Source organism: Vibrio sp. F13, from assembly GCF_020806305.2.
GTDB classification, from domain to species: domain Bacteria; phylum Pseudomonadota; class Gammaproteobacteria; order Enterobacterales; family Vibrionaceae; genus Vibrio; species Vibrio crassostreae_C.
This window is the reverse complement of record NZ_CP170175.1, coordinates 2,519,962-2,535,823: the sequence shown is the minus strand read 5'-3', so window position 1 is coordinate 2,535,823 and position 15,862 is coordinate 2,519,962. Positions and strand designations below refer to the sequence as shown.

Below are 15,862 nucleotides of genomic sequence, written 5' to 3'. Positions count from 1 at the left end.
CCTATGTATATTCTTTATTTAATTAGAAGGATTATAAACGAAAAAGACTCGCTGTACGCGAGCCTTTTATTAGAAATGCTGGAATTATGATTCCGCGCTCTTCTCAATAAGTTTTTCAACGGTTTTCAAACGCTTGTTCATTTCATCAATACGATGAACTCGCGTCGCTGTTTTACGCCAGTCTTTATTTGGCTGTAAAGGAATACCCGAAGAGTACATGCCTTTCTCAGTGATGCTGCGCATTACCATCCCCATACCGGTGATTGTAACGCCGTCAACGATTTCAATGTGACCATTAATCACACAACCACCACCAATAATACAGTACTTACCTATCGTCGTGCTGCCTGCAATGATAGTACCACCAGCAAGAGCTGAACCATATCCGATGTGAACATTGTGAGCAATCTGGAGTTGGTTATCTAGGATAACGTTGTCTTCGATGATTGTGTCATCTAATGCGCCGCGGTCGATGGTAGTACACGCGCCAATTTCTACGCGGTTACCAATGCGAACAGAGCCGACTTGCGGGATCTTAACCCATTCGCCTTTCTCGTTCGCATAACCAAAGCCATCAGAGCCAATAACAGTACTTGATTGGATCAGACATGCTTCACCAATCACAACTTCATGGTAAACACTTACGTTAGCCCACAGCTTAGTGCCTGCGCCAATTTTTGCATTTTTACCAATAAAGCAACCAGCACCGATGATCACATCATCACTAAGTACTACACCAGACTCAATCACAGCGTTCGCACCAATAGACACATTTTGTCCAATAGTTGCATCGCTAGAGATTGAAGCAGAATCAGCAATAGCCGCTGCGGGTGCAGGAGTAGTATCAAGCGCTTGAGCAACCTTAGCAAAAGCAACGTAAGGGTCACTAACCACAATAACGTTGGTCTTACACAATTCGCGCTCACTCTCTTTAACCATAATAGCGGACGCTTTACAGTCACCTAGGTGCTTGCTGTACTTCACGTTAGAAAGGAACGTAATGTTACCTTCTTGCGCTTTATCCATAGGAGCGACTGCTGAGACGGTAATCGTACCGTCTCCGTGTAGCTCTCCCCCAGTAATCGTTGCCAATTCGGCTAAAGTCAGGTTCTTCATAAAACTTATTTCAGTGATTTAATTACTTGCTCAGAGATGTTGTATTCAGGCTTACCGTATTGTAGAGCTTGAATATCAACAATCATGTCGTAGCCTTCTTTCTCTGCAACTTTAGTTACAGCATCTTGAATCACTTTGAACAGCTTCTGCTTCTCTTGTGCTTCACGACGTTGACTTGCTTTTTCTAATGCTTGAGCTTTGATTTTGTACTTGCTGTCTAGTTGGCCAACTTCGATACGAAGCTTCTCAACTTCTTCAGGACCTAGTAGCTCGCCATCACGCTTAAGCTTTTCAATCTTGGTTTTCGCTTCAGCTTGAATGCTCTGTAGCTCAGCCGCTTTATCTTTGAACTCTTCCTGCATTTTTTGAAGAACAACTTCACGCTGAGGTAGAGCCTGGAATACTTGTGCAGTGTTTACATAACCCACTTTTTGCGCAGCTTCAGCAGCTGTTGCAAAGAAAGAAGAGCTAAGAACTACAAGGCCTAAACCTGCTGCTTTAATCATATTTTTCAAAATATTGTCCTTTAAATATTAGAAAGTTCTACCAATGGTAAATGTGAAGAACTCTTCATCATCACCTTCGTAAACTTTAATTGGTTTCGCTAGAGAGAAAACCAGTGGGCCCATTGGTGACATCCATTGAAGAGCGGCACCATAAGATGAACGGTAATTTGTTGGGTCAGAGTAATCGTAGTAGTACTGGCTGCCACTATTTGGTGCGCCGCGGTCTACGAACTCTGTGTCCCATACACTTGCCATGTCGAAGAAAACACTGGTTCGAATCTGGCTGCGCGCTTCATCAGAAGCAAACGGCGTTGGTACAATTAACTCTAAGCTTGCTAAGGCAACCGCGTTACCACCCACTGAATCATCAGTAGCGGTATCATAGGTTGGGTTGTTACCTGTGCTGCTTCCGTAAACGGCTTTCGGGCCAGCTGAGTTAGAACCAAAGCCACGTAGGGTTGTAAAACCACCTGCGTAGTAGTTCTCGTAGAATGGGAACAAGTTATCGTTACCATCTGTTTGACCATAACCATTACCATAGCCTAATCGGCCGCGCATCAATAGTGTGAACTCATGCTTTTTGGTCAGCGGGATGTAATGTTTTACATCGTACTGCATTTTGAAGTACTGAGCATCAGAGCCTGGTACCGTCATTTTAGCGAAAGCACGTTGGTGGTTACCCTCAGTTGGGAAGAAACCACGGTTCAAATTGTTACGCGTCCATGAAATATTGATATCGAAGTCATCGGTTAAGATGTGCTCGTCACCGTATTGGTCGATACTTCTCGCGAACTGTTCAACTTGGATATAAGTCGGTACGTTACCGATCTTGTTGTGCGTATAGCCCACACCAAACTCGATACGGTTCAGCTCATCCATAGGGAAACCCCATGTTAGGCTGGTACCGTAACTTTGGTTGGTATAGTCGACGATGCCCGCTTCAGAGGCTTCAAATTCGTTGTAGAAGATCTTACCGCCTAAGCTCACACCATCAAGGTTCCAGTATGGGTCACGGTAGTCTAAGCTCACGTTCTTTTGGTAATCATTCATCATGGCACTTACGCCAACACGGTTACCTGAACCTGCAAAGTTATCTTGTTGCAAACCAACTTGGAAACTAACACCTGATTCAGTACCGTAGCCAACACCAAAGTTGATACTGCCTGAGTTCGCTTCCTTAACGTTGTAAACCAAATCAACTTGGTCTTCACTGCCAGGAACACGCACTGTTTGTACATCAACCGTTTCAAAGAAACCTAAACGGTTAAGACGGCTCTTACCGGTATCAATGGACTTAGAGTTAAGCCAGCTGCCTTCCATTTGACGCATTTCACGACGCAGTACTTCGTCTTTCGTTGAGTTGTTACCCGTGAATCGAATATCACGAACATAGATACGGCTGCCCGCTTCTACATTGATAACCAACGACACTTCTTTGGTCTCATCGTCAAATTCAGGAATCGTGCGAACTTGTGGGTACGCGTAGCCAGATTCACCAAGAATTCGTTTTACGTTCTCTTCCAAAGACGTTACCGAAGAACCGTTGTACGTATCGCCGTCTTCGAATGGCACTAACGCTTCGAAGTCAGCCTCACGACCGATTAATTCACCACGGAAAGAGACATCTTTAACGGTGTAGGCTTCGCCTTCATCGAGGCCAAGCGTGATGTAAACACCTTTTTTGTCTGGAGAGATCGCCACCTGCGTAGAGTCAACCTTAAACTTAAGGTAACCACGGTCAAGGTAGTAAGATTTCAGCGCTTCGATATCACCGGCTAATACTTGCTTTTGGTATTTTTCATCCGCAAGGAAATTCCACCATGCAACATCAACATTCAGATTGAAACGACTAAGCAGTTCAGAGTCAGAGAAGACTTCATTACCGATAAAGTTGATTTGCTGAATCTTAGCGGATACGCCCTCAGTAAACACAAACTTAAGGTCAGAACGGTTACGTGGCAGAGGTGTCACAACCGCTTTTACTGTCGCGTTGTACTTACCAACACTGTAGTAAAAATCTTCAAGGCCTTTTTCAATGTTACTCAGCGTAGTACGGTCAAGGGCTTCACCTTCACGAACACCAGACGCATCTAGGTTCTGCTGAAGCTGTTCTTCTTTAATCGCTTTATTACCAGAGAATGAGATGCTTGCGATGGTCGGTCGTTCTTGAACTTGAACAATCAATACACCTTCATCACGAAGTACTTTAACGTCCTCAAAGTTGCCCGAAGCATACAATGCACGAATGATCTCAGACACATCGCTTTCATCCACTTCATCGCCAATACGTACTGGCATTTTCAGTAGAGCTGCACCAAGTGCAACACGCTGTAAACCTTCGATCTTGATATCTTGAACTACAAAGTTTTGTGCTCCGTTCGCAGCCACACTAGTGGCCAATAGACTTGCGAACAGAATTTGCTTAATCGCCATACTTATTCTAATTATTCCTTGCTACTACCAATGCCTGTGAGAAACCATTCACAGACGAGTAAAATCGTTAAATATTGCCAGAGCCATCAATGAGAAGAGGATTGCCCCTCCCACTCTGTATCCCATTTCCTGAACTTTCTCAGGTACCGGTTTACGAGTAACGGCCTCAATAGCGAAAAACAGCAAATGTCCGCCATCAAGCATAGGCAGCGGAACCAAATTAATAATCCCTAAGTTAACACTAATCAGAGCCAAAAAGCCCAAGAAGTAAACCAGACCATAATCGGCGGTTGTACCTGCACCTTTAGCGATTGAAATAGGGCCACTCAAGTTGTTTAAGCCAACATCACCAACGATGAGCTTCTTAAGCATTGTCAGTGTCAATCCAATGATTTGACCTGTTTTATCAAATGCTTTTCCTACAGACTCAATTACACCAAATTGTAACTCAAAGCGATAATCTTCTGGCCATTCTGCGACTTCCGGAGCAATACCTGCATAGCCGATTGTCGAACCATCAGAAAGCTCTCGACTTTTTGGTGTCATAACCAATGACTGCTCGGCACCATTTCGCAATACGACCAAGTCCAATGATGTCATTGGATTAGCACGAATTAACTCAACAACCGACTGCCACTGTTCAATAGGTTGCCCGTTAATCTCAACAATTTTATCGCCAGCTTCAAGACCTGCATCGTATGCAGCGCCATCATCAATGATTTGAGCCAGTACGGTCGATATCTCTGGAGAATACGGTCTAAAGCCCAGCGTTGTCATTGCAGATTCAGTTTCTGGGTTGAACGACCAGTCTGAAATATCCAATGTCATTTGTTGCTCAAAGCCGATGTCGTCTTGAGAAGCAACCGTCACTGTCATGGATTGATCACCAATGTGCGATATCAACCCCATATTGACTGATTCCCAATCTGCGGTTTTGATTCCTGAAATAGATTTAAGTTCCATTCCAGTTTCAATTCCGGCTTGTGCAGCAATAGATTGTGGAGTGACTTCACCAATCACGGGCTTAACCGCGGGTACGCCAATCAAAAATACTAACCAATACGCGAACACCGCAAAGATAAAGTTGAATGCAGGGCCTGCACCCACAATCGCCGTTCGTTTCCAAAGCGGCTTCTTGTCGAAAGCGTATTGCTGTTGATCTTCAGAAAGATCGTCAACACGACCATCGAGCATCTTAACGTAGCCGCCCAGTGGAATCACTGACAAGCTGTATTCAGTACCATCACGGCCCACTTTACTCCAGATTGATTTACCAAAACCAATCGAGAATTTTTCAACTTTCACACCACAACGACGAGCGACCCAGAAGTGTCCAAACTCATGAACAGCAACCAGAATGCCAAGCGCTACGATAAAAGATGCGAAGTTCCACAGAATTCCACTCATGCTAGCTGCTCTTTAATAAATTGAATGGCTATTTGACGAGACATATTATCGAGCTCGAGAAGGCTTTCCAAGCTATCTAAACCCTCAGAGTTATGTTGTTCACATACTTTGCTCATAACGTGTTCGTTAATGACAGCAATATCGATAAACTTCACCTGATTGTTCAAGAAAGCATCGACCGCGATCTCGTTTGCTGCATTAATGGCTGTTGTCGCATGCTGACCTAAGTAGCACGCTTCAATCGCTAACCTCAAACACGGGTAACGACTGAAATCTGGTTCTAAGAAGGTAAGCTCACCCACTTTAGTAAAGTCTAAAGGCTTAACACCCGCCTCGGTACGATTAGGGTAAGACATCGTCAAAGCGATTGGCGTTGCCATATCTGGTTCGCCCATTTGAGCAAGCACAGAGCCATCCTTGTACTGAACCATCGAGTGAATCACAGACTGCGGGTGAATGATGACCTTTAACTGCTCCTGAGAAGCATTAAATAGCCATTTCGCTTCAATGTACTCTAGCCCTTTATTCATCATAGTCGCAGAATCGACAGAGATCTTAGGCCCCATAGACCAGTTAGGGTGTGCAATTGCGCGTTCAGGAGTCACTGATTCGAGTTCAGCCACATCGGTATAACGGAAAGGACCACCAGAACCAGTCAGAAGAATATGGTTAATGCCGTTTTCTTCAAGGTTACAGCGGCCTAGGTTAGTTTGTACGTTCTGCGGAAGGCATTGGAAAATAGCATTATGCTCGCTATCGACAGGAAGCAGCTCTGCACCGTATTTTTCCACGGCGTCGATAAACAACTGCCCAGACATCACCAAAGCTTCTTTGTTTGCAAGCAAGATACGCTTGCCCGCTTTAACCGCAGACATAGTAGGAAGTAAACCAGCGGCACCAACAATCGCGGCCATTACCGTGTCCACTTCCTCTAGAGAAGCAACCTGACACATGCCTTCAGTGCCTGAAAGTACTTTTACGTTAGGGTAACTCACGGACAACACTTCAGTCAGTTGAGACGCTGCATCAGAGCAAGCCATAGCAACATAGCTTGGTTGCCACTTTTCAACTAACGCCAGCATCTTTTCAACATTCGAGCCTGCAGCCAGTGCAACCACTGAATAGAGATCTGGGTTTTGCTCAACGACTTTTAGTGTACTTGCACCAATTGAGCCTGTAGCGCCAAGGATAGTTAGATTTCGCATCACATATGACCGTAGAAATGTAATAAAGGGCAGAATCACTGCCCTTTTTTATTAGAATGCTAAATAAAGCAGAGCAAAGACAGGGAATGCAGCCGTTAAGCTATCTATTCTATCTAGTATACCACCATGACCAGGAATCAGATTACTGCTGTCTTTCACCCCAGAAACACGCTTAAACATGCTTTCAACAAGGTCACCTAGAACAGAAATAACAACGGTCACAAGGGTAATAACAATCATGTGAAGTGGGCTTGTGAATTGGATGTCAAACAAGTCAGCAAAGATCCAAGCCACGATCACCGCAGTAATAATGCCACCGATAAGACCTTCAATCGTCTTATTAGGGCTTACCGCTGGTGCCATTTTACGCTTACCAAAACTCTTTCCTGAAAAGTATGCGCCGCTATCTGCAGCCCAAACAAGCAAGCAAACAAACATCACCAGTTTAGCACCGTGGTAAGGATCAGCATCGATACCGTTAGCACGCAGGATAACCACACTCCAGAAGAATGGCAGCAGAGTCAGCACACCAAAGGCGTGACGAAGAAGAGAAGAGTCTTTCCATGCAGGCATAGACTTAGGATAAGTCACCGCCATGCCACTCGCGATTACCCACCAAATCGAGCCAATCGTTAGAATGGCGTAGTGAGCAGTAGACAAGTTATTAAGGCTAAATGCATCAAAAGGGATAAAAGCAAAACTTGCAGCACTTACCACAACCGTTGGAATCAACGCTACATAACGTGATTTGCTTTCAACAAACTGAGTCCACTCCCAAAAACCCAATAGCGAGATTACCGCTAGTGAAAGAATAAATGTAGGAAGTGATAACTCGAAAATACCTAGAATAACTAGGGGAGCTAAAATCAACGCCGTAATAATTCGTTGTTTCAAACCAAAAAATCCTTATTAACTGTCCATCAGAGCTTTAATTTGCTCACCGGTGCATCCAAAACGACGCTCACGGTTAACAAACCAAGTCACAGCTTCTACTAAGCTGTCTTCATTAAAGTCTGGCCAGAATTGTTCAGTGAAATACATTTCGGCGTAAGCCAACTGCCAAAGCATAAAATTACTAATGCGGCATTCGCCACTGGTACGGATAAGTAGATCGACTTCAGGAATATCTGCCATTGTCAGGTGCTGTGTAATCATAGCTTCATCAATGTCATCTACATTAATATCACCAGACTTTACCTGTTGAGCAATAGAGGTCATTGCTTGCTGAATATCCCACTTACCGCCGTAGTTAGCTGCAATATTAATAACCATACCCGTATTGGTGCTAGTCAAAGCTTCCGCTTCTTCTATCTTCTTTTGTAGTCGATCATTGAAACGACTTTTATCACCAATAACACGAAGTTGTAGATTATTTTTATGAAGCTTTTTAACTTCACTCGACAGCACTGAAATAAACAGTTCCATCAAGATACCGACTTCTTCTTCAGGACGACGCCAGTTTTCGCTACTAAATGCAAAAAGAGTAACGGCTTTAATGCCAAGTCTGGCTGCAGAAGAGATAGTTTTACGAACGGCTTGAACACCGTTTTTATGGCCAAAGACGCGAGGCTTGCCCTGAGCTTTTGCCCAGCGACCATTACCATCCATAATGATAGCAATGTGTTTAGGAAGAGAGTCTGTGAACGCTTGAGAATTATGCATAAAAGAGTGAATCAAATTCTAATAGTCGAACAGAGTAGCATAAAAAAACGCTGCACCGTGAGTACAGCGTTTTTCCGGAAAGAAAAGAATATGGAAAATTAAACTTCCATCAACTCTTTTTCTTTAACAGCTAGAACTTCGTCTACGTTCTTAACCGCAGCGTCAGTTAGCTTTTGAATTTCGTCTTGTGCTTTACGATCTTCATCTTCAGAGATTTCTTTATCTTTAAGAAGTGCTTTTAGATCGCCATTCGCGTCACGACGGATGTTACGGATAGCAACACGGCCACCTTCAGCTTCGCCACGAACGATTTTAACTAGGTCTTTACGACGCTCTTCCGTTAGCGGTGGAAGTGGAACACGGATAACCGTACCAGCAGACATAGGGTTTAGGCCTAGGTCAGATGTCAGGATTGCTTTTTCAACTAGAGGAGTCAGTGTTTTATCAAACACTGTAATAGCTAGTGTACGTGCATCTTCAGCGATAACGTTAGCTACTTGAGTCAAAGGCGTTGGAGCACCGTAGTACTCAACAGTAAGACCAGAAAGTAGGCTCGGGTGCGCACGGCCTGTACGAATCTTTTGCAGGCTGTTTTTTAGTGCATCAACACTTTTTACCATGCGCTCTTGAGCGTCTTTTTTGATTTCGTTAATCACAATTTCACCTTGATTATGTTCTTTCTTCAAGAAAGCTTTTTATTTGGAGTGATAAGGATAAGCTTACCAAGGTACAACACCTCAGTAAGCCCGAAAAATTAGTCAGCGTCGCTGATTAATGTACCTTCAGTTTCACCCATAACCACGCGACGTAGTGCGCCTGGTTTATTCATGTTAAATACACGGATTGGCATTTTGTGATCACGTGCTAGCGTAAATGCAGCCAAGTCCATTACTTTAAGTTCTTTATCAAGAACCGTGTTGTAAGACAACGTATCATACAACTCTGCGTCTGGGTTTGCTACAGGGTCAGAAGTAAATACACCATCTACTTTTGTCGCTTTTAGAACTACGTCAGCTTCGATTTCGATACCACGTAGACATGCAGCAGAATCCGTAGTGAAGAATGGGTTACCCGTACCAGCAGAGAAGATCACAACGCGACCTTGACGTAGTTGGCTGATTGCATCTGCCCAGTTGTAGTCGTCACACACACCTTTAAGAGGGATTGCAGACATTACACGTGCGTTTACGTAAGCACGGTGAAGAGCGTCACGCATTGCAAGGCCGTTCATTACCGTTGCAAGCATACCCATGTGGTCACCAACAACGCGGTTCATGCCAGCTTCAGCAAGACCAGCACCACGGAACAAGTTACCGCCACCGATAACAACACCAACTTGAACGCCTAGTTCAACCAATTCTTTTACTTCTTGAGCCATACGATCAAGGATCGTTGGGTCAATACCAAAACCTTCTTCGCCTTGTAGCGCTTCACCGCTAAGTTTTAACAGAATACGTTGATACACTGGTTTAGGGTTCGTAGTCATGGAGTTTACCTTCCAAAGAGTTGATGATTAACAGTCATGGATAAAAACTGAGTAAGTCAGTTTGCATTCATAACCACTAACGTTGCCTTCAAAAATAGTTCACTATTCATAAAAAGACCGCAGCATTTGCCACGGTCTTTTTTCAAACAATACGCTAAGGATTAACCTTTTTGTACCGCTGCAACTTCGTCAGCGAAGCTCATTTCAGCAGCTTTCTCGATACCTTCACCAACTTCTAGACGTACGAAGTTAGATACTGCAGCGCCTTTTTCTTTAAGGATTTCGCCAACAGTTTTCTTAGGTTCCATGATGAAAGCTTGACCAGTTAGAGAGATTTCGCCCGTGAATTTCTTCATACGGCCGATAACCATTTTCTCAGCGATCTCTTGAGGCTTGCCTTCGTTCATAGCGATTTCAACTTGAACTTCTTTCTCTTTAGCAACTACGTCTGCTGGTACGTCTTCTGGGTTAACAAACTCAGGACGAGAAGCAGCAACGTGCATAGCAACGTGCTTAAGAGTTTCAGCTTCGCCTTCACCAGCTACAACAACACCGATTTTCTCACCGTGACGGTAAGAAGCTAGTGCAGCACCTTCAACGTAAGCTACGCGACGGATGTTGATGTTTTCGCCGATTTTAGCAACTAGAGCAACGCGAGTTTCTTCGAACTGTGCTTGTAGCTCTTCTACAGAAGCTTTAGAAGCTACTGCTGCAGCTGCAACTTCTTCTGCAAACGCAGTGAAGCTAGCATCTTTTGCTACGAAGTCAGTTTGGCAGTTAACTTCAAGAAGAACAGCTACACCGTTCTCTTCTTTGATGATGATTGCGCCTTCAGCAGCAACGTTACCAGCTTTCTTAGCTGCTTTCGCTGCGCCAGATTTACGCATGTTTTCAATTGCTAGTTCGATGTCAGCGTTTGCTTCTACAAGCGCTTTCTTACATTCCATCATGCCAGCGCCAGTGCGCTCGCGAAGTTCTTTAACTAGAGCAGCAGTTACAGTTGCCATTCTCTATTCCTCGGTTGATTCGAAAATAAGGTAAAAATCAGGGGCCAAAATGAGGCCCCCAATCTAACTATAACTTAGCTTACATTTAATAAAGATTTCAAAATCTATATTAGCTAAGCCAAGCGTGATTCAGAGCCGCTATTATTCAGCTTCTACAAAACCATCTTTTTCAGCAGCTACAGCAGCAACGTCTTTGTTACGACCTTCTTTAACCGCGTCTGCAGCAGCGTTTAGGTAAAGCTGTACTGCACGGATTGCATCGTCGTTACCTGGGATAACGAAGTCAACGCCGTCTGGGTTAGAGTTAGTATCAACTACAGCGTAAACTGGGATACCTAGGTTGTTTGCTTCTTTAACTGCGATGTGTTCGTGATCAGCATCGATTACGAATAGAGCGTCTGGTAGGCCGCCCATGTTCTTGATACCACCAAGAGACTTCTCTAGCTTCTCCATTTCACGAGTGCGCATTAGAGCTTCTTTCTTAGTTAGCTTGTCGAAAGTACCGTCTTGAGCTTGCGCTTCAAGTTCTTTCAGACGCTTGATAGACTGACGAACAGTTTTGTAGTTCGTTAGCATACCGCCTAACCAGCGGTTGTTAACGTAGAACTGGTTGCTGTTTACAGCAGCTTCTTTAACAGCTTCAGATGCAGCGCGCTTAGTACCAACGAAAAGAACTTTACCTTTCTTCTCACCAACTTTAGCGATTTCTGCTAGAGCTTCGTTGAACATTGGTACAGTTTTTTCTAGGTTGATGATATGTACTTTGTTACGAGCACCAAAGATGAATGGCTTCATTTTTGGGTTCCAGTAACGAGTTTGGTGACCGAAGTGAACACCAGCTTTAAGCATATCGCGCATTGATACAGTTGCCATTTTAAAATCCTCTATGGGGTTAGGCCTCCACATCCCCCATGAATCCGACCCCTAACAACTAACCACTTTTCAGCCGTTATCTGTGTTGTTGAGGCACCCCGGAACATGTGTCGGAATGTGTGTGATTTAAAGAAATAAGTTAGTGGACATAAAGCTTGTTTCGCCAATTGGAGAAAACAGTCCTGATGTCCGGCGCGCTTTATACCATATTTTGTCTATCTATGGCTAGAAAAAATTCTAAAAATGGCGACTGCTATACTGATCTCTAAAGGTAAATTTTCTCTATAAAATAGTGTCTATATCAAGCAGGTTCTGCATCTGTTAACCGAACATTATTTAATCACGTTAACAGTATCCTCCAGTATTGTACGGACATGGTAATGTTGCGCTAAATTGCTGCACTGATAGAATAGCCCCAATATGCACACTTAGGTGCTACCAAATTAAGAGATATGCAATGGCTGTAAAAATTAAAACTGCTGAAGAAATTGAAAAAATGCGCGTCGCCGGCAAGCTGGCCGCTGACATTATTGAGATGATCGAACCTCACATCCAAGTGGGTACCACGACGGAAGAGCTCAATACGCTTTGTCATGAGTACGCTCTAGAAAGAGGTGCATACTCTGCGCCACTCGATTACCACGGTTTCCCTAAGTCTATCTGTACGTCTATCAATCATATTGTGTGTCACGGCATTCCCGCGTCACAAGACGAGACGGGTAGCACAGGTCAATTCAAACCTGCGGTACTCAAAGATGGCGACATTCTGAACGTTGATATCACAGTTATCATCCCTGATGACGCAAATGCCGATCTTAGTACTCGCCCTCAAGGCTACCACGGTGACACCTCTAAGATGTTCCTAGTGGGTGAGGTTTCACCTGCAAACAAGCGTCTGTGCATGGTTGCTCAAGAAGCACTTTACGAAGGCATGCGCCAAGTTAAGCCAGGTGTTCAACTTGGTCAAATCGGTACTGCTATCGAGAAGTACATCAAAACAAACAACAAGAACAACCCACGCGCTAAGTTCTCTATTGTTAAAGATTACTGTGGTCACGGCATTGGTTCTGAATTCCACGAAGATCCACAAGTAGTTCACTACAAGAACAGCGATCGCACCGTGCTAAAAGCAGGCATGTGCTTCACTATCGAGCCAATGATCAACGCGGGTAAGTTTGGCTGTCGTCTTGATGACGAAGATAGCTGGACAGTATACACAGCAGACAGCAAGAACTCGGCTCAATGGGAGCACACTCTGGTTGTAACTGATACTGGTTGTGAAGTACTAACACTGCGCAGCGATGATACAATCCCACGTATCATGAAGAACGCTTAGTTCACCGAACTGAGCGCATCAGCCTTTTAAAAATATCCTCGCATTGTCGAGGATATTTTTTATCCACTCAATTTCGATTTTCCATCAGCTTCTGTTAAATTGTTTACTATTCTCATTTGCTTGCACGGATAGCAGACTATGCCTTATCAATGCCCTCTTACGTTCAATGACGAACAAATTGAAATCTGCGAATTAAAAAATCAGCTCGAGATCTTCACGCAGTATCAAAAAAATGAATTTCTGAACCACCATCCCGTCACCGATTTGGTTCTACTGCGCTCCGAATACATGGATTTACTTCTCAATCGTTTGTGGGAAAATTTCGGATTCAACAAACTGCCTCATATTTCACTTGTCGCAGTGGGTGGTTATGGTCGTGGCGAACTGCATCCTTTGTCTGACATTGATATTCTCATTGTCTCGCAAAAAACACTACCACCAGCTCTTGGTGAAAAGGTCAGTCAATTCATTACTCTACTTTGGGATTTAAAGCTCGAAGTTGGCCATGCTGTGCGAACTATTACTGAGTGTCTCGATATCGGCACCGATGATTTAACCGTCGCGACCAACCTACAAGAGTCACGATTGTTATGTGGTAGTGAAGACACTTTCCAAGAACTAAAACTGAAGATTCATTCCGATTCATTTTGGCCAAGTGAGACGTTTTACAAAGCCAAGATTCAAGAACAGAGAGAGCGTCATGCTCGCTACCACGACACCACCTATAATTTAGAACCGGACATCAAATCGACTCCGGGAGGGCTCAGAGACATCCATACCCTGAGCTGGGTTGCGCGTCGCCACTTCGGCGCGACCTCTTTGTTAGAGATGAGCAAATACGGCTTTCTGACCGATGCTGAATATCGTGAGCTCGTTGAGTGCCAAGATTTTTTATGGCGTGTTCGCTTTGCATTGCATATTGAACTGCGCCGTTACGACAACCGTTTAACGTTCGCGCATCAAGCTCAAGTCGCTGAACATCTGGGTTATACGGGTGAAGGAAACCGTGGTGTTGAGATGATGATGAAAGAGTTCTACCGAACCCTTCGTCGTGTTGCTGAACTGAATAAGATGCTGCTTAAGCTGTTCGATCAAGCGATCATCAATGGCGGTCAAACCCAAGACGCTGAAATTCTCGATAGTGATTTCCAACGTCGAGGTTCGTTGATCGAAGCGCGCAAGCCTGCCCTATTCCAAGCAAGACCAGAAACCATTCTCGATATGTTCATCCATATCGCCAATGACTCGACTATCGAAGGGGTAAGTCCACCAACATTGCGACAACTGCGTACGGCACGCCGTCGATTGAACCGATTCCTGCATACCATTCCTGAAGCTCGTGACAAGTTCATGGATCTAGTTCGCCACCCTAATGCCCTGCACAAAGCCTTTAGCTTAATGCACAAATTGGGCGTGCTCTCTGCGTACTTACCGCAGTGGAGCCAGATCGTTGGTCAGATGCAGTTTGACCTATTCCATGTTTACACCGTGGATGAGCACAGTATCCGCCTGCTCAAGCACATCAACCGCTTTGGTCAAATCGAAAACCACGATAAGCACCCTATCTGCTGTGAAGTCTATCCTCGAGTACAGAAGAAAGAGTTGCTGATCCTTGCCGCTATCTTCCATGACATCGGCAAAGGCCGCGGCGGAGACCACTCTGAGATAGGTGCGGTTGAGGCTTACTCTTTCTGTATTGAACACGGGCTATCGAAGCCTGAAGCCAAACAAGTCGCGTGGTTGGTACAAAATCACCTATTGATGTCAGTAACGGCTCAACGTCGTGATATCTACGACCCAGATGTGATCACCGAATTCGCCAAAAAAGTGCGTGATGAAGAATCACTCGAGCTACTGGTTTGTTTAACCGTTGCCGATATCTGTGCGACTAACCCTGAGCTATGGAACAGTTGGAAACGAACCCTGTTAGCTGAGCTGTTCCACTCAACGCAGCGAGCACTGCGCCGCGGCTTGGAAAACCCTGTCGATGTCAGAGACCGTATTCGTCACAACCAACAAATGGCATCAGCACTGCTGCGTAAAGAAGGCTTCACCGCTCGTGAGATTGAAGTGTTGTGGCAACGCTTTAAGGCCGATTATTTCTTGCGTCACACACATAAACAAATCGCTTGGCACTGTGAGCACTTACTTCGCCTAGAAGACCCAAGCCAACCGTTAGTGCTGATCAGTAAGAAAGCGACGCGCGGTGGCACAGAAGTGTTCGTTTATTGTAAAGACCAAGCAGCACTGTTTGCGACCGTGGTTGCCGAACTCGACAGACGTAACTTTAACGTTCATGACGCGCAGGTCATGGTTAGCAAAGATGGTCATGTTTTGGATACCTTTATCGTACTAGACCAGCACGGCGAAGCGATTGATGAAGCAAGACACAAAGCCGTTGCTAAACATCTGACTCATGTATTGACTGATGGCCGCCCGACTAAGATTAAGACGCGTCGCACGCCACGTAACTTGCAACACTTTAAGGTCAAAACCTTAGTTGAGTTCCTACCAACCAAGAGCAAGAAACGTACCTTGATGGAGTTAAGAGCTCTTGATACGCCGGGGTTATTGGCTCAAGTCGGTGCAACCTTTGCGGAGCTAGACATCAACTTGCACGGTGCCAAAATCACCACCATAGGTGAGCGAGCAGAGGATCTGTTTATTCTGACCAGTGAAGCGGGAGGAAGGCTGTCTGAAGAACAAGAACAGGCACTAAGAGAACGATTAACCGAGCACGTTTCTGAACTCGCACCTTAGAAAGCGAATTCAGTCTAAAAACAGGTTTAATAACCAAATAAGTGTGGGCAAAGATAGAGAGCGATCTTGCC

At 44.6% G+C, this 15,862-nt stretch carries 13 protein-coding genes; 2 read left to right on the top strand and 11 right to left on the bottom strand.

Annotation, left to right across the window (positions count from 1 at the left end):
- Nucleotides 1-84 precede the first annotated feature (84 nt).
- The 11 genes from lpxD to rpsB form a co-directional block, all read right to left on the bottom strand.
- Nucleotides 85-1,116, bottom strand: coding sequence for a UDP-3-O-(3-hydroxymyristoyl)glucosamine N-acyltransferase (lpxD, locus tag LMH68_RS11780; RefSeq protein ID WP_017066404.1), 1,032 nt, complete (start codon nucleotides 1,114-1,116; stop codon nucleotides 85-87).
- Between the two features lie 5 nt (nucleotides 1,117-1,121).
- Nucleotides 1,122-1,622 (bottom strand): OmpH family outer membrane protein, encoded by a 501-nt coding sequence (locus tag LMH68_RS11775; protein ID WP_017063367.1) that lies wholly within the window; start codon nucleotides 1,620-1,622, stop codon nucleotides 1,122-1,124.
- A gap of 27 nt (nucleotides 1,623-1,649) precedes the next feature.
- Nucleotides 1,650-4,055 (bottom strand): outer membrane protein assembly factor BamA, encoded by a 2,406-nt coding sequence (gene bamA, locus LMH68_RS11770; protein WP_017060735.1) that lies wholly within the window; start codon nucleotides 4,053-4,055, stop codon nucleotides 1,650-1,652.
- A gap of 48 nt (nucleotides 4,056-4,103) precedes the next feature.
- On the bottom strand, nucleotides 4,104-5,462 hold the full coding sequence (gene rseP / locus LMH68_RS11765) for a sigma E protease regulator RseP (protein WP_017060736.1): 1,359 nt from the start codon (nucleotides 5,460-5,462) through the stop codon (nucleotides 4,104-4,106).
- Nucleotides 5,459-6,667, bottom strand: a complete 1,209-nt coding sequence (gene ispC, locus LMH68_RS11760) for a 1-deoxy-D-xylulose-5-phosphate reductoisomerase (RefSeq protein WP_229647150.1) — start codon at nucleotides 6,665-6,667, stop codon at nucleotides 5,459-5,461. Before ispC ends, rseP begins: the two co-directional genes overlap by 4 nt.
- A 51-nt stretch (nucleotides 6,668-6,718) precedes the next feature.
- Nucleotides 6,719-7,561 carry a phosphatidate cytidylyltransferase gene (locus LMH68_RS11755; protein WP_017063365.1) on the bottom strand — a complete coding sequence of 281 codons (843 nt, stop codon included), beginning with the start codon at nucleotides 7,559-7,561 and terminating at the stop codon, nucleotides 6,719-6,721.
- A 15-nt stretch (nucleotides 7,562-7,576) separates the two neighbouring features.
- Nucleotides 7,577-8,329 (bottom strand): isoprenyl transferase, encoded by a 753-nt coding sequence (locus LMH68_RS11750; protein WP_017063364.1) that lies wholly within the window; start codon nucleotides 8,327-8,329, stop codon nucleotides 7,577-7,579.
- A gap of 98 nt (nucleotides 8,330-8,427) precedes the next feature.
- A complete protein-coding gene (gene frr / locus LMH68_RS11745) occupies nucleotides 8,428-8,985 on the bottom strand; it encodes a ribosome recycling factor (RefSeq protein ID WP_017060741.1) in 558 nt (185 codons plus the stop codon).
- 98 nt (nucleotides 8,986-9,083) lie between these two features.
- Complete coding sequence (pyrH, locus tag LMH68_RS11740) at nucleotides 9,084-9,815, bottom strand: UMP kinase (protein WP_017060742.1); 732 nt, start codon at nucleotides 9,813-9,815, stop codon at nucleotides 9,084-9,086.
- 161 nt (nucleotides 9,816-9,976) lie between these two features.
- Nucleotides 9,977-10,822, bottom strand: coding sequence for a translation elongation factor Ts (gene tsf, locus LMH68_RS11735; protein ID WP_017063361.1), 846 nt, complete (start codon nucleotides 10,820-10,822; stop codon nucleotides 9,977-9,979).
- A gap of 141 nt (nucleotides 10,823-10,963) precedes the next feature.
- On the bottom strand, nucleotides 10,964-11,695 hold the full coding sequence (rpsB, locus tag LMH68_RS11730) for a 30S ribosomal protein S2 (RefSeq protein ID WP_032546326.1): 732 nt from the start codon (nucleotides 11,693-11,695) through the stop codon (nucleotides 10,964-10,966).
- A 457-nt stretch (nucleotides 11,696-12,152) separates the two neighbouring features.
- On the opposite strand from rpsB, the gene map reads away from it, so the two are divergent.
- Nucleotides 12,153-13,031, top strand: coding sequence for a type I methionyl aminopeptidase (gene map / locus LMH68_RS11725; protein WP_017060743.1), 879 nt, complete (start codon nucleotides 12,153-12,155; stop codon nucleotides 13,029-13,031).
- A 138-nt stretch (nucleotides 13,032-13,169) separates the two neighbouring features.
- A complete protein-coding gene (gene glnD / locus LMH68_RS11720) occupies nucleotides 13,170-15,791 on the top strand; it encodes a bifunctional uridylyltransferase/uridylyl-removing protein GlnD (protein ID WP_017060744.1) in 2,622 nt (873 codons plus the stop codon).
- Nucleotides 15,792-15,862 lie beyond the last annotated feature (71 nt).

Excerpts from the sequence above, each read along its gene's own strand:
- lpxD (WP_017066404.1), bottom strand. The coding sequence starts at position 1,116 with ATGAAGAACCTGACTTTAGCCGAATTGGCAACGATTACTGGGGGAGAG.
- LMH68_RS11775 (WP_017063367.1), bottom strand. The coding sequence starts at position 1,622 with ATGATTAAAGCAGCAGGTTTAGGCCTTGTAGTTCTTAGCTCTTCTTTC.
- bamA (WP_017060735.1), bottom strand. The coding sequence starts at position 4,055 with ATGGCGATTAAGCAAATTCTGTTCGCAAGTCTATTGGCCACTAGTGTG.
- rseP (WP_017060736.1), bottom strand. The coding sequence starts at position 5,462 with ATGAGTGGAATTCTGTGGAACTTCGCATCTTTTATCGTAGCGCTTGGC.
- ispC (WP_229647150.1), bottom strand. The coding sequence starts at position 6,667 with ATGCGAAATCTAACTATCCTTGGCGCTACAGGCTCAATTGGTGCAAGT.
- LMH68_RS11750 (WP_017063364.1), bottom strand. The coding sequence starts at position 8,329 with ATGCATAATTCTCAAGCGTTCACAGACTCTCTTCCTAAACACATTGCT.
- pyrH (WP_017060742.1), bottom strand. The coding sequence starts at position 9,815 with ATGACTACGAACCCTAAACCAGTGTATCAACGTATTCTGTTAAAACTT.
- tsf (WP_017063361.1), bottom strand. The coding sequence starts at position 10,822 with ATGGCAACTGTAACTGCTGCTCTAGTTAAAGAACTTCGCGAGCGCACT.
- rpsB (WP_032546326.1), bottom strand. The coding sequence starts at position 11,695 with ATGGCAACTGTATCAATGCGCGATATGCTTAAAGCTGGTGTTCACTTC.
- map (WP_017060743.1), top strand. The coding sequence starts at position 12,153 with ATGGCTGTAAAAATTAAAACTGCTGAAGAAATTGAAAAAATGCGCGTC.
- glnD (WP_017060744.1), top strand. The coding sequence starts at position 13,170 with ATGCCTTATCAATGCCCTCTTACGTTCAATGACGAACAAATTGAAATC.